The following is a 22,323-nucleotide window of genomic DNA, read 5'->3' as shown; positions in this document are numbered from 1 at the left end:
GCGCCATGAATACAAAACCCCGTCTTCGGTTGCCGAGACGGGGTTTTGCCTTTTCAGGGGGCGCCGGCAGGTTTAGCCCAGCACTTTGCCTGCTACCTCGTCGACCGCATCCTTGGTGATGGCGACGATCAGGTCGGCATCCTCGCGGGTCAGCACCAGCGGCGGTGCGAAGCCCAGGATGTCACCATGAGGCATCGCCCGGGCGACCATGCCACGCTCAAGACAGGCAGCGGACACTTGCGGACCGATCTTGAAGCTCGGGTCGAATGGCGTGCGTGCTTCACGGTCGGCCATGAACTCCACCGCCGCGAGCATGCCGTCGCCACGCACTTCGCCCACCAGCGGGTGACCTTCCAGCGCTTCGCGCAGTGCGCGGTTGAGGTAGGCCCCCACCACCTCGGCATTCTCGGTGAGGTTCTCTCGTTCCAGGATGTCCAGGTTGGCGAGTGCCGCCGCGGCGCATACCGGGTGCCCGGAGTAGGTCCAGCCGTGGCCCATGGCGCCCTCTTTCTGCGAGCCCTGGTCGATCACGCTCCACACTTTCTCACCGACAATCACCGCCGACAATGGCGCGTAGGCGCTGGTCAGGCCCTTGGCGGTGGTGATCAGGTCGGGCTTCATGCCATAGCGCTGGCTGCCCATTTTCGAACCCAGGCGACCGAACGCACACACCACTTCATCAGCGATCAGCAGCACGTCGTACTTGTTCAGCACCGCCTGGATCGCCGCCCAGTAGCCCTTGGGCGGCACGATGATGCCGCCGGTCCCCATCAGCGGCTCGCCAATGAACGCCGCCACGGTGTCGGGACCTTCGGCCAGGATCATCTTTTCCAACTCGTTGGCGCAGTACTGCACGAACGCGGTTTCATCCATCCCGGCCGGGGCCTTGCGGTACCAGTGCGGGCAGACAGTGTGCTTGATGCCTTCGGCCGGCAAGTCGAAATTCTGGTGGAAACTGGCAAGGCCGGTGAGGCTGCCGGTCATGATCCCCGAACCGTGGTAGCCGCGGTCGCGGGAGATGATTTTCTTTTTCTGCGGGCGGCCCAGGATGTTGTTGTAGTAACGCACCAGCTTGATCTGGGTTTCGTTGGCATCGGAACCGGAGAGCCCGTAGTAGACCTTTTTCATGCCCTCGGGCGCCCAGTCGATGATGCGGCTGGAAAGCTCGATGATCGCCTCGGTCGAGTGGCCCACATAGGTGTGGTAGTACGCCAGCTCCTTGGCCTGCTTGTAGATCGCCTCGGCCACTTCGGTGCGGCCGTAGCCGATGTTCACGCAGTAGAGGCCGGCAAAGGCGTCGATCAGCTCGCGGCCCTCGTGGTCGCGCAGGCGGATACCTTCTGCGCCGGTGATGATTCGGCCCTTGAGCGCACCGCTGGCGTGATCATGGGCGTGGGTTGACGGATGCATGAAATGGGCACGGTCTTGTTCGAACAGTTGGCTGAAATCTTGGCTCATGGCAACGCTCCTTAAAGTTGACCTTGGTGGTGCAGGCAGAAGTACTTGGTTTCGATAAAGGGCTCAAAGCCTTCGCTACCGCCCTCGCGGCCCAGGCCCGAAGCCTTCATGCCGCCGAAGGGGATCGGGTGGCCAGTGAATTTCACGCCGTTGACCGCGACCATTGCGTGGTCCAGCCGCCGGATCAGCGGGTACACCTGGTCAAGGCGGTTGGAGCAGATATAGGCCGCCAGCCCGTACTCGGTGTCATTGGCCATGGCGACCGCCTCATCGAGGGTGTCGAACGGCATGACGCCGGCAATCGGGGCGAAGTTTTCTTCCTGGTAAATGCGCATCTGCGGGCTCACATCGACCAGCACGGTGGGCTGATAGAACCAGCCGCCCAGTGCGTGCCCTTCACCGCCCACCAGGCAACGGGCACCTTTGTGAATGGCGTCCTCGACCCGGGTGCAGGTGGCATCGAACGCGCCCTGGTGCATCAGTGGGCCGACATCCACCGGCATCTCTTCGCCGCCCACCATCGCCGGCCCCACACGCAACGCCCGCACCGCTTCGGCGAAGCGGGCGACGAAGGCCGGGTATAGCGGTCGTTGCACCATGATCCGGTTGGCGGCGCAGCAATCCTGCCCCGAGGTCTGGAACTTGGCCGCCACCGCGACCTTCACCGCCAGCTCCAGGTCGGCATCGGCGCAGACGATAAAGGGGGCATTGCCACCCAATTCCAGGGCTACTTTCTTCACGTCCTGCGCGGCGGCCTGCAGCACCAGCTTGCCCACCCGGGTGGAGCCGGTGAAGCTGACCGAGCGTACCCGGGAATCACGCACCAGGGTTTCCATGGTCATCTGTGGTTCGCCGATCACCACGTTGAAGACACCGGCGGGAAAACCTGCCTCTTCTGCCAACTGGGCCAGGGCCAGGGCCGAGAACGGTGTTTCATGGGCGGGCTTGACCACCACGGTACAGCCAGCGGCCAGCGCGGCAGCGGCTTTGCGGGTAATCATCGCGCTGGGGAAGTTCCACGGTGTAAGCAAGGCGCAGACGCCCACCGGTTCCTTCACCGTCCCCAGGTGAGCACCTGGGATATGGCTGGGGATGGTCTGGCCGTACAGGCGCCGCGCCTCTTCGGCGAACCAGGGGATAAAGCTGGCCGCGTAGGCGATCTCGCCCCGTGCCTCGACCAGTGACTTGCCCTGCTCTTCACTGAGGATCCGCGCCAGCTCTTCCTGATGATCCAGGATCAGCTCGGCCCAACGGCGCAGCAGCGTCGCCCGCTCTTCCAGGCTCCGGGCGCGCCACGCTCCGAAAGCACGCTGGGCGGCGTCGACGGCAGCAACGATCTGTTCGTGCTCAAGCATTGGCACATGGCCAATGACCTGGCGGGTGGCTGGGTTGTGCACGGCAATGCTGTTGCCCGTGGCGCTGTGCAGCCATTGGCCGTCCACATGACAGAGGGTCTTGAACGTCAGCGCATGCTTGTGTGGCATATCGAGTTCTCCAAACCGTGTGGGTAATGCGCTACTGCAGGACCTCGGCGACTACCGCGAGGGTATCGCCACACTGCACCAGCCCCGGAAAATGCCGCGCAGCCAGCAACCCGCTGCGCCGGGCGCGGTACTCGACCGGCGTGGCACCGCTGCGCTTGATATCGTGGATACGGGCGATCACCTCGCCCTGCTCGACCCGCTCGCCCAGGTCGCGGCACATCTCCAGCAGACCGTCGTGCTCACTGGCCACGAAGCAGTCGTCACCCGGCATGTCGAGCATGATCGAGTCGCCGGGCAGTACTTCGCCTTCAAGGATTCCCGTGTGTACCAGCACGTTACGCACTCCGCACTCGGCCACGGCCACGCTCCGGGCGGTGGACGAGCCGCCGCCCCCCAGTTCGGTGGTCACGAACACCTTGCCCTGGCTCTCGGCGGCGGTGTCGTACATGGCCTGCGCATCCAGTTCGAGCATGCGCATGCTGTAGGGCGCGGCAAAGGCCCGCATGGCGGCCTCGCAGCGCGCTTGCTGGGCTTTGTCGGGCAACACGTGACAGGCGGCAAACGGCAGGAAGTCCAGGGTGCGGCCACCGGAATGGATATCCAGTACGATGTCGGCCAGTGGCAGCAGCGTGCGCCGGAAGTAATCAGCGATCTTCTGCGTCACGGTGCCGTCGGGCTTGCCGGGAAAGCTGCGGTTCATATTGCCCTTGTCGATCGGCGAGGTGCGCTGACCGGCATGGAACGCCGGGGTGTTCATGAACGGTACGATGATCACCCGCCCGCTTACCTGGCCGGCCTCAAGCCGTTGCGCCAGCTTGCTCAAGGCCACCGGCCCCTCGTACTCGTCACCGTGGTTGCCGCCGGTGAGCAACGCCGTGGGGCCTGTACCATTCTTCACCACGGTGATCGGGATCATCACCGCGCCCCAGGCCGAGTCGTCCCGCGAATAGGGCAATTTGAGAAAACCGTGCTGTACACCGTCGCGTTCGAAGTCGACCGTGCTGCTGATCGGGTTCACCGCCAGCGTGGCTTCAGGCAGAGGTGCGTTCATGGCTCAATCCTTCACGAACAGTTGGCGCGGTACGTTGCATAACGTTTCGACGCCGGTGTCGGTAATCAGAATGCTTTCGGTGATCTCCAGGCCCCAGTCGTCCATCCATAGGCCCGGCATGAAGTGAAACGTCATGCCCGGTTGCAACACACTGGTGTCGCTTGGACGCAGGCTCATGGTGCGCTCGCCCCAATCTGGCGGATAGCTGATACCGATCGGGTAGCCGCAGCGGCTGTCCTTGTGGATGCCGAACTTCTCCAGCACCTTGAAAAAGGCCTTGGCCACGTCACCGGTAGTGTTGCCGGGACGTGCCGCCTCCAGGCCAGCGGCAATGCCTTCGACCACGGCCTTCTCGCCATCGAGAAAGTGCTGCGGCGGTTTGCCCAGGTACACCGTGCGCGACAATGGGCAGTGATAGCGCTTGTAGCAGCCGGCGATCTCGAAGAAGGTGCCGGCGCCTTTCTCGAACGGGGTGTCGTCCCAGGTCAGGTGCGGGGCACTGGCGTCGGCACCGGTAGGCAGCAAGGGCACGATGGCCGGGTAGTCGCCGCCATGACCGTCGGCACCGAGGATGCCGCTGCTGTAGATCTCGGCCACCAGCTCGTTCTTGCGCATGCCCGGCTCGATGCGCTCCAGAATCCGTGCATGCATGTTCTCGACAATGCGCGCAGCAATACGCATGTACTCGATTTCCTGGCTCGACTTGATCGCCCGCTGCCAGTTCACCAGCCCTGCTGCATCGCTGAAGCGTGCCTTGGGCAAATGCTTTTGCAGCGACAGGAAGGCGGCGGCGCTGAAATAGTAGTTGTCCATTTCAACGCCGATGCTCAGCGTGCTCCAGCCCCGGGCGGCGATCACCTCCTGGCAGAGATAATCCATGGGATGACGCTCGCGCGACTGCACGTAGATGTCCGGGTAACCGACGATGTTCTCGTGGCGCATGAACACCGTGCGCTTGGCGCCATTGGCGTCCTGGCCGCGGCCATACCACACCGGCTCGCCGTCCAGCGCCAGCAACACACACTGGTGCACATAGAACGACCAACCGTCATAGCCCGTCAGCCACGCCATGTTCGACGGGTCGGTAACCAGCAGCAACTCGATGCCTTGCGCTTGCATCGCGGCGCGGGTCTTGGCCAGGCGCTGCGCATACTCCTGCCGACTGAACGGCAGATTGACGACGACCTCAGACATGCAAATACCCTCGTTGGGTGAGTAATCGGAGTGATCAGCTGTTGAACTGCAATCCCTTGCCCGCCTTGAGCGCACGCTCGAAGGCCAGGTTGGCAATGGCGGTGTCCTGGGCGCCGGTGCCAGTCAGGTCGCACAGGGTGATATCGCGGGCGTCCCTGCGCCCCGGACGCTGGCCAGCAATCACCTGGCCCAGCTCGCTGAAACCGCTTTCTTCGCTGACCAGGCCAGCCTTGAGTGCGTGATGCATCTCGCCCAGCACGCGGGTCTGGCTCAGGCGGTCGGCCACATAACAGTCCACCGCGGCCAGCGCGGCCGGGGCGATTTCATTCTTGTGCTCGGCATCCGAGCCCATGGCGGTGATGTGCAGGCCCGGCTGCAGGTGGCGTACCTCGATCAATGGCTCACGGCTCGGCGTCGTGGTGACGGCGATGTCCACCCCGTGCATGGCCTCATCGACCGAGCTGCAGGCCAGCACCTGCAGGCGGCCATCACAGCCCAGCTCGTCACACAGGACCGCGACCTTTTCGGCGTCCCGCCCCCACACTCGCACCGCCTCGATCGGACGCACCAGGCGCAAGGCCTGCAGCTGCAGGCGCGCCTGTTCGCCCGTGCCGATCAGGGCCACACTGCGGCTGTCTTCACGGGACAACCAGCGGGCAGCCACAGCGCCGGCAGCGGCAGTGCGCAGCGCGGTCAGGTAGCCGTTGTCGAGCAGCAAGGCTTCGAGCAGGCCGGTACGAGCCGACAGCAGCATCATCATGCCGTTGAGGCTGGGCAAGCCCAGCGCGGGGTTGTCGAAAAAACCCGGGCTGACCTTGATTGCAAAACGCTCGAGACCTGGCAGGTAGGCAGTCTTTACGTCGACCTCGCCGTTATGCTCCGGCACATCCAGGCGCAGGATCGGTGGCATGGCCACCGCCGCCGTCGCCAGCAATACAAAGGCATGCTCGATGGCATCGACCGCCGCCGGGTCAAGGCTGACGCAGGCACGCAGGTCGGCTTCGCTGAGCAAGGTAGTAGCAGGCATCACATATCCTCCGTTGGAAACCGTCTCAGGCGTCGGCGCCGTTCATCACCCGCAGGTGCTGTTCGATGTCGACATTGCGGCCACTGACCACCACCACGATCGGGCCCCGCGCCGGGATCAGCCCGTCGAGCAGGGCCGCGATGCCCACCGCGCCCGCGCCCTCCACCACCTGCCGCTCCTGGCGATAGGCGTGGCGCATGCCGGCGGCAATCGAGGCTTCATCGAGCAGGTGTACCTGGTCGCACAGCTCGCGGGTCATGGAATAGGTGTACTGGTTGTCCAGGCCGATGCCGCCACCCAGGGAGTCGGCCAGGGTGGGCAGCTCCTGCACGTCCACCGGCTGGCCGGCGAACAGGCTGGCGTGCATGGCCGCACCACGACGCATGCTGATGCCGTGCAGGGTGATGGCCGGGTTGGTGCTCTTGAGTGCCAGCGCCACGCCGGCAAACAGGCCACCGCCCGACAGCGGCACCAGCACCTGGGCGACCTGTGGAAGTTGCTCCAGAATCTCCAGGCCCAGGGTGCCCTGGCCGGCAATGATCTCGGGGTGATCGAACGGCGGCAGCAAGGTGGCGCCCTGCTCGGCGGCGATACGCTCGGCTTCGCACTGGGCGTCATCCTGGGAATGGCCGACGATGCACACCTCGGCGCCCAAATCGCGAATCGCCTGAACCTTATTGGCCGGCACCAACTGCGACAGGCAGATCGTGGCCCGAACCCCCAACTGCGCAGCGGCGTAAGCCAGCGCCCGGCCATGATTGCCGGTAGACGCGGCCACCACGCCCCGGGCCTTCTTGTCGGTATCGAGTTGAGCAATGGCATTGCTGGCACCGCGCAGCTTGAAGCTGCCGGTAATCTGCTGGGAGTCGAGCTTGAGGTAGACCGCCACGCCCATGAGCTTCGACAAGCTCGGCGAATGCTCCATCGGCGTTGTACGCACGAGGCCGGCGATACGCTGGCGGGCGAGGTAGATAGCGTTTAGCGAAAGCGCTGACATATCCGAATCCCAACAGAAGGTCTGGTGTTGGGCGGAGTGTAAGAGCGGCAAATTGTCGTGATGAATGTACTAGGTCAATTTGCCGGGATTTTTATTTTCGCTGTGCAATCAGAAGTCGTGTATCTGCGGATACTGCCCGAACAGCTCGCGCATGCCGGCCAACGCCTGGCGCATTTCCCTGTCGCTGCACTCGGCGCCCACACACAAGCGCACTGCACGCGGACGTGGTGTGCCCCGTACCAGGAACGGTTCGGGTGGTGTCACGGCAATGTGCCGGTGGCGCAGTGCCCGCACCAGGCTGTCCACCTCCCAGTGCGCAGGAATGCCCAGCCAGGCACTGAGTGCCTGAGGGTGGTGCCCCAGCAGATACTCATCAAGGTACTCGCGCACCATGGCCTGACGCGCGCCCAGCAACTTGCGCTGCAACTGCACCAGGGTCTCGGCTCGCCCGTCGCGGATCCAGCGGCTGGCGATCTCCGAGACCATGGGCGTGGCCATCCAGCTGTTGACCCGCAAGATGCTTTCGGTGCGCAGCGCCAGGCGCTTGGGCATTGCCAGGTAACCCACGCGCAGGCCCGTGAGCACCGACTTGGTCATGCTGGTGCAATAGAACGACAGCTCCGGCGCGTAATGGCTCAGCGGTGGTGCGTGGCGCTCGCCCAGCAACGGCCCGTACACATCATCCTCGATGATATGCACGCCAAAGCGCCGGGCAATCGCGGCAATTTCGCGACGACGGGCATCGGGCATCAGGCTGGTGGTGGGGTTATTCAGGTTCGGCGTACACACCAGCGCGGTGATGCGCTCGTTGCTGCACATGTCTTCGAAATGCTCCGGATCAATCCCGTCGCGATCCAGTTCCAGGCCTTTGAGGGTGAAGCCCAACACCTGGGAATTGCCAATCACGCCGTGGTCGGTCAGGCCTTCGCACAACACCACATCATCAGGGCCGGCCAGCGAGGCCAGCGCCAGGAAAATCCCGTGGGCGGCGCCGTTGGTGATCAACACATCCTCGCGCGCCACATCAAGCCCCAGGCCGCGCACCCACTGCGCGGCTGCCTCGCGGTGTGCCTCGAAGCCCGCGATGGGCCGAAAGGCATGAATCCACGGTTGGTCTTCTTCAACGCTCAACTCGGCACAGGTGTCGCGCCAGATCCGTTCATGCTCCTGGGTGTGCAGGATGCGGGTGATGGAGAAGTCCACCAGAGCCCGTTCAGGCGTATCCAGAATGTCGTTGGCCACACGGTCGCTCATGCGCCGGGTGACAAAGCTGCCACGGCCGATCTCGCAGCGCACCAGGCCCTGGCGCTCCAGCTCCTTATAGGCATTGGTGACGGTCTGCACACTGATGCCCAGGGCATCGGCGACCTGGCGCTGGGGAGGCAGGCGCTGATCGTTGACCAGGTCGCCCTGCTCTATTTCGCGGGTGATGGCCTGCACCAGAATCTTGTACTTCGACTCGCCGATACGCGCCGCGCCGAGGGCCGTTTTCCAGCTTTCCATAGTGATCGCACCGCTAGTACTGACGGGATGCACAGCATCGCCCGGGAAGTGATTGCAGGCAATTGTCCTAGTGCAATGCAATCGCTGGCGCAGCTTTTGTATGCTCGGTCCAAGGTCGATCATTCGCCCGGTTCGCCGGCGTCAACAATAGCCAACTCGACCGGTGCCGGAACGGATCCACCGTTTGCCCGCTCCAAAATGGAACGGCCCTGCACGTTTGAAGTTCTTGCTCCACTGCCTCCTAACACAGTGCCGTCAACGACGGACGTATAACAAACAGGAGATTTCAACGATGAGCCCAACGTTCAAGAACGCAGCAACACCGTTCAAGCAACTGTTGCTTGCCTGCGCAGCCTTCGGCCTGATGGCCAGCGCCCAGGCGGCAACCACGCTGGAAACGATCAAGCAGAACAACAGCATCCGCATCGGCTATGCCAACGAAACCCCCTTCGCCTTTACCGAAACCGACGGCCGGGTTACCGGCGAGTCGCCGGAAATCGCCAAGATCATCTTCGAGAAAATGGGCATCAAGAAAGTCGATGGCGTGCTCACCGAGTGGGGCTCGCTGATCCCTGGCCTGCGTGCGGGACGCTTCGACGTGATTGCCGCGGGCATGTACATCACCCCGGCGCGCTGCAAGCAGGTGATCTTCACCGACCCGCAATACCAGTTGCCCGATACCCTGCTGGTGGCCAAAGGCAACCCGAAAAACCTGCACAGCTACGCCGATGTCGCCAAGAATCCCGACGTGAAACTGGCGATCATGGCCGGCACGGTGAATCTGGCCTATGCCCGCGATTCCGGGGTCAAAGAGGCGCAGATCCTCCAGGTGCCCGACACCACCGCACAACTGCAGGCCGTACGCGCCGGTCGCGCCGACGCCGCCGTCGGCACCCAGCTGACCATGAAGGGCCTGGCCAAGAAAGGCGGTGAAAAGGTCGAGGCCATCAGCGATTTCACCGACGACCCGTCGCACACCGGCTACGGCGCCCTGGCCTTCCGCCCTGAAGACAAGGACCTGCGTGATGCGGTCAACGCCGAGCTGCAGAAGTGGCTGGGCAGCGAAGAGCATCTCAAGGCCGTCGAGCCCTTTGGCTTCGACAAGTCCAACGTGACCAAAAAGACCGCTGCCGAGCTCTGCGCCCAGTGAGTCGAGGTGGCATGGCGCCTGCCATGCCGTTCCCTGCGTAGTCTGAATAGTCAGGTCGAACCATGGGTGAATTGATACCGTTGTTACTGCAGGGGGCCTGGATCACCATCCAGGTCACTTTCTTCGGCTCGATCCTGGCCGTGGTGGCCGCGATCCTCGCAGCCCTCGGGCGCCTCTCCAGCTGGCGGCCGCTACGCTGGTTCTGCGTGGCCTACATCGAACTGTTTCGTGGCACCTCATTGCTGGTGCAGTTGTTCTGGCTGTTCTTCGTCTTGCCCCTGCCGCCCTTCAACATCGAGTTGAGCTCCTACACCGTGGCCATCGTCGGCCTGGGCCTGCACATCGGCGCCTACGGTGCCGAGGTGATGCGCGGCGCCATCAGTTCGGTCGGCAAGGGCCAGTACGAAGCCTCCATCGCCCTGAACATGCCATCGCGTACGCGCTTTCGGCGGATCATCCTGCCCCAGGCGCTGCTCGCGGCCATTGCACCGGGCACCAACCTGCTGATCGAGCTGCTCAAGAATACTTCGCTGGTGTCGCTGATCACCCTGTCGGACTTGAGCTTCCGGGCCCGCCAACTGGACCAGGCAACCTTCCAGACCCTGGAGATCTTCAGCCTGGCCCTGGTGATGTACTTCGTCCTGGCCCAGGTCATCAACTTCACCATGCGTGGCTTTGAACGCCGCTTGAGCCGTGGTCGTCTGCGTGGAGGTCTGTCATGAACCTGTGGGACTGGAACTACGTCTGGCAGATTCTTCCCGAACTGCTGCGTGCCTCGCTCAACACCCTGGGTATCACCCTGGTGGGCTTCATGATCGCCATCGTCCTGGGGCTGTTTCTGGCCATCGGCCGGCGTAGCCGCAAGGTCTGGCTGTCGTGGCCTGTGACCCTGCTGATCGAGTTCATCCGCAGCACGCCGCTGCTGATCCAGGTGTACTTCCTCTACTACGTACTGCCCAACTACGGCGTCAATCTCACGGCCATGCAGGCGGGGATCCTCGGCATCGGCCTGCACTACGCCTGCTACATCGCCGAGGTGTATCGCGGCGGCCTGGACTCGGTGGCGCGCAGCCAGTGGGAAGCGGTCATCGCCCTGAACTTCGCGCCCTGGACCGCCTACCGCGCCATCATCCTGCCCCAGGCGATCCGGCCAATCCTGCCGCCGCTGGGCAACTACCTGATCGCCATGCTCAAAGACACCCCCGTGCTGTCGGCGATCACCGTGGTGGAAATCATGCAGCAAGCCAAAAACGTGGGCTCCGAGAGCTTCCGTTACCTGGAGCCGATCACCCTGGTCGGCCTGTTCTTCCTGGCCCTGAGCGTTGCTCTGGCTTACCTGGTTCGGCGCCTCGAAGTGCGCCTGGAGTTACGCTAATGATCGCGCCCGTCTCGACCCTTGCCGTCAACACCAACCCGCTGCAGCAGGTAGCAACGCCTGCCGTGGACAGTGCCCAGTCGATCGTCAGTTTCAACGACGTGACCAAGCGCTATGGCAGCTTCACTGTACTGGACCGCCTCAACCTCAGTGTTGCGCCGGGGGAGAAAGTCGCCATCATCGGCCCCAGCGGCTCGGGCAAATCGACCCTGCTGCGGGTCCTGATGACCCTTGAAGGCATCGATGAAGGCATGATCGAGGTCGACAACGACTCCCTGACCCACATGCGCAACCGCAACGGCATCCTGGTGCCGGCCAACGACCGTCACGTGCGCAAGGTGCGCGCCAAGATCGGCATGGTGTTCCAGAGCTTCAACCTGTTCCCGCACATGACCGCCCTGCAGAACGTGATCGAAGCGCCGGTGCAGGTACTGGGGGTCAAGCCTGCCGAGGCCCGCGAGCGCGCCGCGCAATTGCTGGAACTGGTGGGCCTGGGCAGCAAGTTCGATCACTACCCTTCGCAGTTGTCGGGTGGGCAACAGCAACGGGTGGCCATCGCCCGGGCGCTGGCCATGCGGCCAAAGGTCATGCTGTTTGACGAGGTCACCTCGGCGCTGGACCCGGAGTTGTGCGGCGAAGTGCTCAATGTGATCCGCACGCTTGGCAGCGAGCACAACCTGACCATGCTCATGGTTACCCACCAGATGGGCTTTGCCCGCGAGTTTGCTGATCGGGTGTGCTTTTTCTACAAGGGGCAGATTCATGAACAGGGTACGCCCAAGCAGATCTTCGAGAATCCGCAGCAGGAGCGGACGCGGGCGTTTCTGAGTGCGGTGAAAGAGGCCAACTGAGAGATGGGCGGTGGGTGGTTGGGCGCCTGGGTGAGCCTATCCAGTCGTGGTGGTGATGCTGCCGGCCCCTTCCGCCCTTACGGCGGCCTGCTTTTCTCTTGGGAAAAGTAGCCTGCCGTAAAGGCGGAAGGGGCCGGCAGCGTCAACCAAGATAACGGATCAACCCCAAACATCAGGCACTGCAATACCACGCCACACCCTCATCATCCTCAGTCACCCGCACCACCCCCCGGTGCAGCAGGTAATTGAGATTGGCCAGACACTCCCCGGTCGCCATGGTCAGTAGCCCATCATCAATGGTGCGCTTGAACAACACACTGAACAGGTCCACCGCCCGCCTGGGCCCATCCAGCAATGCCTGTTGCAGCCGCTCGACCGCGCGGTGCTGGCTGTCATGCAACTGATCGAGCCTGGCATGCAATGGCTTGAACGGCTCGTTATGCGACGGCAACACCAGCACATCATCGGGGATCTGGCGCTTGAGTTTCTCCAGCGATGCCAGCCACAGTGCCAGCGGGTCGGCATAAGGCTCGGTAGGAAACACCGACACGTTGGAAGAAATACGCGGCAGCACCTGGTCGCCAGAAATCAGCAACTGCAGCGCCGGGCAATGAAAGCATGCATGCTCCGGCGAATGCCCCTCGCCCACCACCACCTGCCAGTCATGCTCACCAATGCGCAAACTGTCGCCATCACGCAGGCGCCGATAACCCTGGGGCAGTGGCGAGATATAGCGGCCATAACCACCAAAGCGCACGCGATAGTTCTCGATGGCCTTGGCATCCCATCCGGCACGTCGATAGAAGTTGACGCCCTGCGCGGGTGCTGCGCGCCCACAATCGGCCACCAACACCCGGCAATTCATGTACTCGCCAAACGTCATCCACAACGCGCACCCCAGGGTCTCGGTCAACCAGCCGGCCATGCCGATGTGGTCGGGGTGCATATGGGTGGCGAACACCCGGGTAATACCCAGGCCCCCCAGCGGCCCGTCGCTGGCGAGCAAGGCCTGCCAGGCATCGAGGGTGTCCGGGGTATGCATGCCGGTATCGAAGATCGCCCAGCCCTGACCGTCGCGTACCGCCCACAGGTTGATGTGATCGAGCGATATCGGCAGCGACATGCGCAGCCACAACACTCCCGGGGCAACCTCAACCGCGGTGCCTGGCATCGGCGCGGGGCCACAGGGGTAGTTCAGTGATTGGCGTTCCTGATTCATGACCTATGACTCCTGTTCGCGCATACCGCCGCCTGGTGGGAGCGGCGCTGCGACGTCTCGACTTGTCCCGCGTTAGCGATAGTGACGCCGCCATCGTATCGCGGGACAAGCCCGCGCCAACAGATAAAAAAGGGCCGTCACTTGGACAGCCCAAAGGGCGCAGGCCGACGAACCCACCGTCACCGACACTGCGTCACTGCCGCGTGCTGACCCGATCAGCACGCAGCGAGTTCTAGAACTGATCGTCGCCAAGCGCCAGGGCCGAATCACCGCCCTGAATCAACGTGTGGGCAAGGCCCGGGGCGCGGGACAGCACGTGGTCGGCGTAGAAGCGTGCGGTTACAAGCTTGGCGCTGTAGAAGTCCTGCTCAAAGCTGGCAACCTTCAAGCACTGCTGCGCCACCAGCGCCGAGCGTGCCAGTTGCCAGCCCCCGACCACGGTGCCAAACAGCTCCAGCATCGGTACTGCCCCGACCGATACCGCCGCTACCCGACTGTCGTAGTTCGAAACGATGAACGCGACCGCTTGTTCCAGGGCCCTGACACCCTGCCCCAGGGAAGCGGCGATGGCGGTCAGCGACGGGTCGTCGGCGGCCAACAGTTGATGGGTCACCTGGCGCATCTGTTCGATTACCCAACCGATGGCTCGCCCTTGGTCACGGGCGATCTTGCGGCCGATCAGGTCGGCGGCCTGGATACCGGTGGTGCCTTCATAGATGGTGGTGATGCGCGCATCACGCAGGTGCTGGGCGGCGCCGGTTTCTTCGATGAAACCCATGCCACCGTGGACCTGCACGCCAAGGGAGGCGATGTCCACCGATTGCTCGGTGCTCCAGCCTTTGACCACCGGGATCATGAGGTCCACGAACGCCTGGTCGAGCTCGCGCTGTTGCCGGTCGCTGTTGCGCTCGGCGCTGTCCATCGCCGCGGCCACGGTACAGGCCAGGGCGCGCATGGCTTCGGTGCGGGCCTTCATCGACAGGAGCATGCGTCGCACGTCGGGGTGACGGATGATGGCCACCTTGTCGCGGCTCTTTACCCCGACTTCAGTGCCCTGGACCCGGTCGCGGGCATAGCTGCGGGCCCGCTGGTAGGCGCGCTCGGACAGGCCGACGCCTTCAATGCCAACCGAGAAGCGCGCCGCGTTCATCATGATGAACATGTATTCCAGGCCACGGTTTTCTTCGCCCACCAGCCAGCCGGTGGCCCCTTGCTTGTCGCCAAAGGCCAGCACCGCCGTGGGGCTGGCATGGATGCCCAGCTTGTGCTCGATGGACACGCAGCGCACATCGTTGCGCTCACCCAGGCTGCCGTCGGCTTCGACCAGGAACTTGGGCACCACGAACAGCGAGATGCCCTTGACCCCTTCCGGTGCGCCGGGCACCCGGGCCAGTACCAGGTGGACGATGTTGTCGGTCAGGTCGTGCTCGCCATAGGTGATGAAAATCTTCTGCCCGAACACCCGGTAAGTGCCATCGTCCCGGGGCTCGGCGCGGCTGCGCACGGCGGCGAGGTCCGAGCCGGCCTGGGGCTCGGTGAGGTTCATGGTGCCGGTCCACTCGCCGCTGATCATCTTGGCGAGGTAGGTGTGCTTGAGCAGGTCGCCGCCGCGCAGTTCGATGGCCTCGATGGCGCCACGGGTGAGCATGGGGCACAGGCCGAACGAGACGTTGGCGCCGTTCCACATTTCCTCGACCAGGGCCGAGATCAACCGTGGTAAACCCTGGCCGCCGAACGTGGTATCACAGGACAGCGCATTCCAGCCGCCCTCGACGAACTGTTCGTAAGCTTCGCGCCAACCCTTGGGGGTGATCACCTGGCCATCGACCCAGCGCGCGCCTTCGCGGTCACCGCTGACGTTGAGTGGCGAGAGCACGCCCTGGGCGTACTTGCCGGCTTCGTTGAGGATGGCGTCGACCAGGTCGCTGCCCAGCTCTTCGCAGCCAGGCAGGCGGCGGACGTGGTCAAGATGGCCGAGTTCGTTGAGGACGAACTGCATGTCGCGCAGCGGCGCGGTGTATTCACTCATGGCTCAATACTCGTATCGGGCAGGGCTTTTGAGGGTGCGAGTAGAACAGAGCGCATGGCCGGGGCACCCCACCCGTAGCGAGTGGGCGGGCCTGGTTTATCTTGGAGCAAGCCCGCGGCTACCCGGAAGGCGGCCACAGAGGTCAGTTGTCGAAGGACCGCAAGCGCGCGTACTGGTCATAGGGGGCGTAGCGTGCCTTGCGATCACGCATCACCTTGATCATCGCCACGGCAGGATCACGTGCCAGCACCAGTCGGCCGCGCTTGGCCACCAGGTGATCGAGCAGACGCTCCTTCTCGTCGGCCAGGCATTCAGGGTTGCGATCAAAGCCACTGCCCGCATCCAGGCTCAGCCAGTGGGTACCGGGAATCAAATCGCCGGCAAACACCACACAACCGCCGGGAAGGTCGATTTCAGGCAACAACTGGCCGGGGGTATGGCCATCACTGAAATGAAAGCGCCAGCCACTGCCCAGCACGTCTTCGCTGGTCTCATCGAGCAGTTCCAGGCGCTCGCTGACTTGCAATTGGCCCAGGATCGGGCTGATGAACAACGCACGATCGCGCGGATGCGGCCGCAATGCCCGCAGCCAATGGCGCCTGCCGGTGAGATAGCGCGCGGTGGGAAACAGCAGACGCGGGGTGTCGCCATCCTCGATGGCGTGGCGCAGCTCGGACGACACCAGGGCTTGCAGGTGGGTGAGCACCACCGCGTGGATGTCATGTTCGCCCAGGCCGTGGCGGGCCAGGCTGTCGAGCAGGCCGTGGGTGTGCTTCTGGCAGCGACAGGTGCGCGGCAATGGCGCCAGCAGCGCATCAGTGCCGGCCAGTACCAGGATGTTCTTGTCGCCCTGCTGCACCAGCAGGGCGCGTGAGGGCAACTGCACCAGGTTTTCGTGGTCGGGTTTTATCAACGCTGCCCAGTCTTTTCGTGGGGTAGCGCCAAACATGACGCCGCCATCGAGCGTGCGGCTGCCGCTGGAGAGCGTGGAAATACTCCGGTTCACAACGCGTACCTCTTCAATTCGGGCAATTCGCGCACCGGGCAGGCCAGTGCTTGACGACGTATGCAGACTAGTGTGCCAACAGGCAGCAAGCCCCCACCCACGTGGAGTGGGTGGCAGGTTGGGCGGGGTTCGCGAAAAAAGAGGACCGGTGGGGCTATTCACTTTTTAAGTTGTACGATAACGTATCTCTACTCGAGTACCACTGCGTCTTTCCATGTGTCTTACAGGGTGTTCTACAACAATGAATCCACAAGAACTGAAAACCATCCTCTCCAGCGGCCTGTTGTCTTTCCCGGTCACCGACTTCAACGCCCAGGGCGACTTTAACCGCGCTGGCTACATCAAACGCCTGGAATGGCTGGCCCCGTACGGCGCCAGCGCCCTGTTCGCCGCCGGTGGCACCGGTGAGTTCTTTTCGCTGGCGGCCAGTGAATACTCGGAAATCATCAAGACCGCCGTCGACACCTGTGCCACCAGCGTGCCGATCCTGGCCGGTGTCGGCGGTTCGACCCGCCAGGCCATTGAATACGCGCAAGAGGCCGAGCGCCTGGGCGCCAAAGGCTTGCTGCTGCTGCCGCACTACCTGACCGAAGCCAGCCAGGACGGCGTTGCCGCCCACGTCGAGGCAGTGTGCAAGTCGGTGGATATCGGTGTGGTGGTTTACAACCGCAACGTCTGCCGTCTAAATGCCGTGCAACTGGAACAGCTGGCCGAACGCTGCCCGAACCTGATCGGCTACAAGGACGGCCTGGGTGATATCGAGCTGATGGTGTCGATCCGCCGTCGCCTGGGCGAGCGCTTCACCTACCTCGGCGGCCTGCCGACTGCCGAAGTCTACGCGGCGGCCTACAAGGCCCTGGGCGTACCGGTGTATTCCTCGGCGGTGTTCAACTTCATCCCGAAAACCGCGATGGAGTTCTACCACGCGATCTCCCGGGACGATCACGCCACCGTGGCCAAGATCATCGACGACTTCTTCCTGCCATACCTGGACATCCGTAACCGCAAGGCCGGCTATGCCGTGAGCATCGTAAAGGCCGGTGCCAAGATCGCCGGTTACGACGCAGGCCCGGTGCGCACGCCGCTCACTGACCTGACCGCTGAAGAATACGAAATGCTCGCCGCGCTGATGGACAAACAGGGTGCGCAGTAACACCTGACGACCGCAGGTCGCCGGAGCCGAAGCCTGACCCCTTCGGCTCCACAATAAACAGAACCCCGCACAAAAATAATTAGTGGGAGTACACCTGCATGCAAGCGACTAAAAAGACGCATGTGCGCTATCTGATCCTGTTCATGCTGTTCATCGTGACCACGATCAACTATGCCGACCGCGCCACCATTTCCATTGCCGGCTCAAGCCTGCAGAAGGACCTGGGCATCGACGCCGTCACCCTCGGCTACATCTTCTCGGCGTTTGGCTGGGCGTATGTGCTGGGGCAGATCCCTGGCGGCTGGCTGCTCGACCGCTTCGGCTCCAAGAAGGTCTACGCCCTGAGCATCTTCACCTGGTCGGCATTCACCGTGCTGCAAGGTTTTGTCGGCTACCTGCCAGTGGCCAACGCGATCATCGCCCTGTTCATGCTGCGCTTTCTGGTCGGCTTTGCCGAAGCGCCCTCCTTTCCTGGCAACGCCCGTATCGTCGCGGCCTGGTTCCCGACGGCCGAGCGTGGCACGGCCTCTGCCATCTTCAACTCGGCGCAGTACTTCGCCACTGTGCTGTTCGCACCGCTGATGGGCTGGATCGTCCATTCCTGGGGCTGGGAGCATGTGTTCATCGTCATGGGCGTGCTGGGCATCCTGTTCTCGGTTGCCTGGATGAAGCTGATCTACAACCCCAAGGAACACCCGATGATCAGCGTTGCCGAGCTTGAGCACATCGAGCAGAACGGCGGTCTGGTGGACATGGACAAACCCAGGCAGGCCGGCAAGAGCGGGCCGAAATGGGGCTACATCAAACAGCTGCTCAGCAGCCGCATGATGCTCGGCATCTACCTGGGCCAGTACTGCATCAACGCCATTACCTATTTCTTCCTGACCTGGTTCCCGGTGTACCTGGTGCAGGAGCGTGGCATGTCGATCCTCAAGGCCGGTTTCATCGCCTCGTTGCCAGCAATCTGCGGGTTTATCGGCGGCGTGCTGGGCGGGATCATCTCCGATCACCTGCTGCGCCGTGGCAACTCGCTGACCTTCGCCCGCAAGGCGCCCATCGTCATCGGCCTGCTGCTGTCGACCTCGATGATCATCTGCAACTACGTCGATGCCGAGTGGATGGTGGTAGGCATCATGGCCTTGGCATTCTTCGGCAAGGGCCTGGGTGCGCTGGGCTGGGCGGTGGTGTCCGACACCTCGCCCAAGCAGATCGCCGGGCTGTCCGGCGGCATGTTCAATACCTTCGGCAACATCGCCTCGATCACCACGCCGATCATCATCGGCTACATCATCAGCGCCACCGGCTCGTTCAAGTGGGCCCTGGTGTATGTGGGTGCCAACGCTCTGGTGGCGGTGTTCAGCTACCTGGTGATCGTCGGCCCGATCAAGCGGATCGAATTGCGTGAAGACCCGAGCAAGAACGGCAACGCCCAAACGCAGCCAACTGCGGGCGCGCTGGCCGAAACCCGTCGTTGAGTGAAGCGCCTGCGGCCCTGGCCGCAGGCGTGTTGATCAGCCTGAATACAGTACAAGAAGGGCCAACCCATGCACATGATCGAACACGCCGACTCACCCCGCTACGTGCGCCTGCATGAACAGGACAACGTCGTTGTCGTGGTGAATGATCAGGGTGTTGCCGAAGGCAGCCGCTTTGCCGATGGCCTGACGGTGACCGAAGGCATTCCACAGAGCCACAAGGTGGCCCTGGTGAACATCGCCAAGGGTGAGCAGGTAGTGCGCTACGGCCAGATCATCGGCTACGCGCTGCAAGACCTGCCCCAGGGCAGTTGGGTCAAGGAAACTCAACTGGCCATGCCGTCGGCACCGCCACTGGACAGCCTGCCGATGTCGGACGCCGTGCCCGCCGCGCTGCCGCCGCTTGAAGGCTACACCTTCGAGGGCTATCGCAACGCCGACGGCACAGTCGGCACCCGCAACATACTGGGCATCACCACCACCGTACAGTGCGTGACCGGGGTGCTTGACCATGCGGTAAAACGCATCCGCGACGAGTTGCTGCCCAAGTACCCCAACGTCGATGACGTGGTGGCCCTGACCCACAGCTATGGCTGCGGTGTAGCGATCAACGCCCGCGACGCCTATATTCCGATCCGTACCGTGCGTAACCTGGCCCGCAACCCCAACCTGGGCGGCGAAGCACTGGTCATCAGCCTGGGCTGCGAAAAGCTGCAGGCAGGCCAGGTGATGCACGAGGGCGACGCCTCGGTCGACCTGAGCGAGCCCTGGCTCTACCGCCTGCAGGATGCCAGCCACGGCTTTGCCGAAATGGTCGAGCAGATCATGGAACTGGCTGAAACACGCCTGAAAAAACTCGACCAGCGCCGCCGCGAAACCGTACCGGCCTCGGAACTGATCCTGGGCATGCAGTGCGGTGGCAGCGATGCGTTTTCCGGCATCACCGCCAACCCGGCGCTGGGCTATGCATCGGACCTATTGATTCGCGCAGGTGCCACGGTCATGTTCTCGGAAGTCACCGAAGTGCGTGACGCCATCTACATGCTCACCTCCCGCGCCGAAACCCCGGAAGTGGCCCATGCCCTGGTGCGCGAGATGGACTGGTACGACCAGTACCTGCAACGCGGCGAGGCCGACCGCAGTGCCAACACCACGCCGGGCAACAAGAAAGGCGGGTTGTCCAACATTGTCGAGAAGTCCCTTGGGTCGATCGTCAAGTCCGGCAGCAGCGCCATCAATGGCGTGCTCGGCCCTGGCGAGCGCGTTGCCAGCAAGGGCCTGGTGTTCTGCGCCACGCCGGCCAGCGATTTTGTCTGCGGTACCCTGCAACTGGCGGCCGGCATGAACCTGCATGTATTCACCACCGGGCGCGGCACGCCCTATGGCCTGGCCATGGCGCCGGTGGTCAAGGTGTCGACCCGCACCGAGCTTGCCGAACGCTGGCCCGACCTGATCGACATCGACGCGGGGCGCATTGCCACCGGCCGCGCCAGCATCGAAGAGCTGGGCTGGGAACTGTTCCACTACTACCTGGACGTAGCCAGCGGCCGCAAGCAGACCTGGGCCGAACGCTACAGGCTGCACAACGACATCACCCTGTTCAACCCTGCACCCATTACCTGAGCGTCGTCACCTCCCGCACCCGACGCGGTGTTGGAGGTGATTGCGTTACTGCCTTTCAAGTCATCCGACGTCCTTCATCCTTAAACTCGAACCAGGAGCTCCCCATGCCAACCGTTCTGGGTCACAACTTCATTGCCGGTGCGCGCAGCGCCGCAGGCAGCCAGACTTTGAAAAGCCTCGATGCCAGTACCGGTGAAGCCCTGCCGTACAGCTTCATCCAGGCCACCGAAAGCGAAGTGGACAGCGCCGCCCGTGCGGCCGAAGCAGCGTTCATCGAGTTTCGCCAGCTGAGCCCGCAACGCCGTAGCGAATTTCTGCTGGCCATTGCCGATGAACTGGATGCCCTGGGCGATGATTTCGTCGCCATCGTCTGCCAGGAAACCGCCCTGCCCGCGGCCCGCATCCAGGGAGAGCGTGCGCGTACCAGCGGACAGATGCGCTTGTTTGCCCAAGTCTTGCAGCGCGGGGATTTTGTCGGTGCGCGCATCGACCTGGCGCTGCCTGAGCGCAAGCCATTGCCGCGTGTCGACCTGCGCCAGATGCGTATTGGCGTCGGCCCGGTGGCAGTGTTTGGCGCCAGCAACTTCCCGCTGGCCTTCTCCACCGCCGGCGGCGATACCGCTGCGGCCCTGGCGGCCGGTTGCCCGGTAGTGTTCAAGGCCCATAGCGGCCATATGGCCACCGCCGACCTGGTCGGCTGCGCCATTGTTCGCGCCGCCGAACGTACCGGCATGCCCAAAGGTGTGTTCAACATGATCTTCGGCGCTGGCGTCGGCGAATGGCTGGTCAAGCACCCGGCGATCCAGGCGGTAGGCTTTACCGGCTCGCTCAGCGGTGGCAATGCCCTGTGCAAGATGGCGGCCGAGCGGGCGCAGCCGATCCCGGTGTTTGCCGAAATGTCGAGCATCAACCCGGTCATCCTGTTGCCTGAGGCGTTGGCCGCCAGAGGTGAAACCGTAGCCCGCGAACTGGCCGCTTCCGTGGTGATGGGCTGCGGCCAGTTCTGCACCAACCCTGGCCTGGTGCTGGGCATCCGTTCGCCAGCCTTCGCCGCCTTCCAGGCGCACCTGCAGGAGCAAATGGCTGCCCAGGCGCCACAGACCATGCTCAATGCCGGGGGCCTGCGCAGCTACAGCAAAGGGCTGGAGCACCTGCACAGCCATCCTGGCATCAGCCACCTGGCCGGCCAGCCGCAGGAAGGCAACCAGGCCCGACCGCAACTGTTCAAGGCCGATGTCGAGCTGCTGCTGAACGGCGACGATCTGCTGCAGGAAGAAGTTTTCGGCCCAACCACCATCGTCGTCGAAGCCCGCGACGATGCCGAGCTCAAGGCAGCATTGCAGGGATTGCGCGGCCAACTGACCGCCACCCTGATTGGCGAGCCGGGAGACCTGCAGGGGTATCAGTGGCTGGTACCGGTGCTGGAGCAGAAGGTGGGCCGTATCCTGGTCAACGGTTACCCGACCGGTGTGGAAGTGTGCGATGCCATGGTTCATGGCGGGCCTTATCCTGCGACCTCCGATGCCCGTGGAACCTCGGTGGGCACCTTGGCGATTGACCGCTTCCTGCGGCCGGTGTGCTACCAGAACTACCCCGAGGCATTGCTGCCCGAGGCCTTGCGCAACAGCAACCCGCTGGGGTTGAAGCGCCTGGTCAATGGCGAGTGGTCGGTTGAATCGATTGGCTGATCGGCAAAGATCGCAGGGCATAGCGGATTTCTGTAGGAGC

The 22,323-nt window shown here is 63.3% G+C and carries 18 protein-coding genes; 8 read left to right on the top strand and 10 right to left on the bottom strand.

Annotated features, from left to right (window positions below):
* Nucleotides 1–72: 72 nt before the first annotated feature.
* The 7 genes from H621_RS0114415 to ehuR form a co-directional block, all read right to left on the bottom strand.
* Complete coding sequence (locus tag H621_RS0114415) at nucleotides 73–1,458, bottom strand: aspartate aminotransferase family protein (RefSeq protein WP_028944085.1); 1,386 nt, start codon at nucleotides 1,456–1,458, stop codon at nucleotides 73–75.
* Between the two features lie 11 nt (nucleotides 1,459–1,469).
* Nucleotides 1,470–2,942 carry an NAD-dependent succinate-semialdehyde dehydrogenase gene (locus tag H621_RS0114410; RefSeq protein WP_028944084.1) on the bottom strand — a complete coding sequence of 491 codons (1,473 nt, stop codon included), beginning with the start codon at nucleotides 2,940–2,942 and terminating at the stop codon, nucleotides 1,470–1,472.
* A 31-nt stretch (nucleotides 2,943–2,973) separates the two neighbouring features.
* The gene (gene doeB / locus H621_RS0114405) at nucleotides 2,974–3,993 is read right to left on the bottom strand and encodes a N(2)-acetyl-L-2,4-diaminobutanoate deacetylase DoeB (protein WP_028944083.1); all 1,020 of its coding nucleotides are present in this window, start codon (nucleotides 3,991–3,993) and stop codon (nucleotides 2,974–2,976) included.
* Nucleotides 3,994–3,996: 3 nt separating this feature from the next.
* Nucleotides 3,997–5,187: an ectoine hydrolase DoeA gene (gene doeA / locus H621_RS0114400; protein WP_028944082.1), complete on the bottom strand. Its 1,191-nt coding sequence runs from the start codon at nucleotides 5,185–5,187 to the stop codon at nucleotides 3,997–3,999.
* Nucleotides 5,188–5,221: 34 nt separating this feature from the next.
* Nucleotides 5,222–6,214, bottom strand: a complete 993-nt coding sequence (locus H621_RS0114395) for a cyclodeaminase (RefSeq protein WP_028944081.1) — start codon at nucleotides 6,212–6,214, stop codon at nucleotides 5,222–5,224.
* A gap of 25 nt (nucleotides 6,215–6,239) precedes the next feature.
* Entirely contained in the window at nucleotides 6,240–7,211 is a 972-nt protein-coding gene (gene eutB / locus H621_RS0114390; RefSeq protein WP_028944080.1) for a hydroxyectoine utilization dehydratase EutB, read from the bottom strand.
* Nucleotides 7,212–7,319: 108 nt separating this feature from the next.
* On the bottom strand, nucleotides 7,320–8,714 hold the full coding sequence (gene ehuR / locus H621_RS0114385; protein ID WP_028944079.1) for a MocR-like ectoine utilization transcription factor EhuR: 1,395 nt from the start codon (nucleotides 8,712–8,714) through the stop codon (nucleotides 7,320–7,322).
* A gap of 292 nt (nucleotides 8,715–9,006) precedes the next feature.
* Between ehuR and ehuB the strand changes: the two genes are divergently transcribed.
* The 4 genes from ehuB (at nucleotide 9,007) to ehuA (ending at nucleotide 12,090) form a co-directional block, all read left to right on the top strand.
* Nucleotides 9,007–9,864, top strand: a complete 858-nt coding sequence (ehuB, locus tag H621_RS0114380; protein ID WP_028944078.1) for an ectoine/hydroxyectoine ABC transporter substrate-binding protein EhuB — start codon at nucleotides 9,007–9,009, stop codon at nucleotides 9,862–9,864.
* Nucleotides 9,865–9,926: 62 nt separating this feature from the next.
* On the top strand, nucleotides 9,927–10,586 hold the full coding sequence (ehuC, locus tag H621_RS0114375) for an ectoine/hydroxyectoine ABC transporter permease subunit EhuC (protein ID WP_028944077.1): 660 nt from the start codon (nucleotides 9,927–9,929) through the stop codon (nucleotides 10,584–10,586).
* Nucleotides 10,583–11,239, top strand: coding sequence for an ectoine/hydroxyectoine ABC transporter permease subunit EhuD (gene ehuD, locus H621_RS0114370; RefSeq protein WP_028944076.1), 657 nt, complete (start codon nucleotides 10,583–10,585; stop codon nucleotides 11,237–11,239). Before ehuC ends, ehuD begins: the two co-directional genes overlap by 4 nt.
* Complete coding sequence (ehuA, locus tag H621_RS0114365; protein ID WP_028944075.1) at nucleotides 11,239–12,090, top strand: ectoine/hydroxyectoine ABC transporter ATP-binding protein EhuA; 852 nt, start codon at nucleotides 11,239–11,241, stop codon at nucleotides 12,088–12,090. The genes ehuD and ehuA overlap by 1 nt, the downstream gene beginning before the upstream one ends.
* A 172-nt stretch (nucleotides 12,091–12,262) precedes the next feature.
* On the opposite strand, the gene H621_RS0114360 is transcribed toward ehuA, so the two are convergent.
* The 3 genes from H621_RS0114360 to H621_RS0114350 form a co-directional block, all read right to left on the bottom strand.
* Entirely contained in the window at nucleotides 12,263–13,309 is a 1,047-nt protein-coding gene (locus H621_RS0114360) for an MBL fold metallo-hydrolase (RefSeq protein WP_028944074.1), read from the bottom strand.
* A gap of 232 nt (nucleotides 13,310–13,541) precedes the next feature.
* Nucleotides 13,542–15,338 carry an acyl-CoA dehydrogenase gene (locus H621_RS0114355; protein ID WP_028944073.1) on the bottom strand — a complete coding sequence of 599 codons (1,797 nt, stop codon included), beginning with the start codon at nucleotides 15,336–15,338 and terminating at the stop codon, nucleotides 13,542–13,544.
* Between the two features lie 142 nt (nucleotides 15,339–15,480).
* Nucleotides 15,481–16,344, bottom strand: a complete 864-nt coding sequence (locus H621_RS0114350) for an MBL fold metallo-hydrolase (protein ID WP_028944072.1) — start codon at nucleotides 16,342–16,344, stop codon at nucleotides 15,481–15,483.
* A gap of 241 nt (nucleotides 16,345–16,585) precedes the next feature.
* Here H621_RS0114350 and kdgD point away from each other — a divergent pair, with 241 nt between their 5' ends.
* The 4 genes from kdgD to H621_RS0114330 all read left to right on the top strand — a co-directional run bounded on the left by kdgD (nucleotide 16,586) and on the right by H621_RS0114330 (nucleotide 22,283).
* Nucleotides 16,586–17,497 carry a 5-dehydro-4-deoxyglucarate dehydratase gene (kdgD, locus tag H621_RS0114345; protein ID WP_028944071.1) on the top strand — a complete coding sequence of 304 codons (912 nt, stop codon included), beginning with the start codon at nucleotides 16,586–16,588 and terminating at the stop codon, nucleotides 17,495–17,497.
* Between the two features lie 98 nt (nucleotides 17,498–17,595).
* Complete coding sequence (locus H621_RS0114340; protein ID WP_028944070.1) at nucleotides 17,596–18,972, top strand: MFS transporter; 1,377 nt, start codon at nucleotides 17,596–17,598, stop codon at nucleotides 18,970–18,972.
* 69 nt (nucleotides 18,973–19,041) lie between these two features.
* Nucleotides 19,042–20,595, top strand: a complete 1,554-nt coding sequence (gene garD, locus H621_RS0114335; RefSeq protein ID WP_028944069.1) for a galactarate dehydratase — start codon at nucleotides 19,042–19,044, stop codon at nucleotides 20,593–20,595.
* 104 nt (nucleotides 20,596–20,699) lie between these two features.
* Nucleotides 20,700–22,283 (top strand): aldehyde dehydrogenase (NADP(+)), encoded by a 1,584-nt coding sequence (locus tag H621_RS0114330; RefSeq protein ID WP_028944068.1) that lies wholly within the window; start codon nucleotides 20,700–20,702, stop codon nucleotides 22,281–22,283.
* The last annotated feature ends 40 nt before the right edge of the window (nucleotides 22,284–22,323 follow it).

The organism is Pseudomonas vranovensis DSM 16006, from assembly GCF_000425805.1.
GTDB classification, from domain to species: domain Bacteria; phylum Pseudomonadota; class Gammaproteobacteria; order Pseudomonadales; family Pseudomonadaceae; genus Aquipseudomonas; species Aquipseudomonas vranovensis.
Note: the sequence above shows the minus strand (reverse complement) of the source record. Positions and strands in the feature narration are given on the sequence as shown.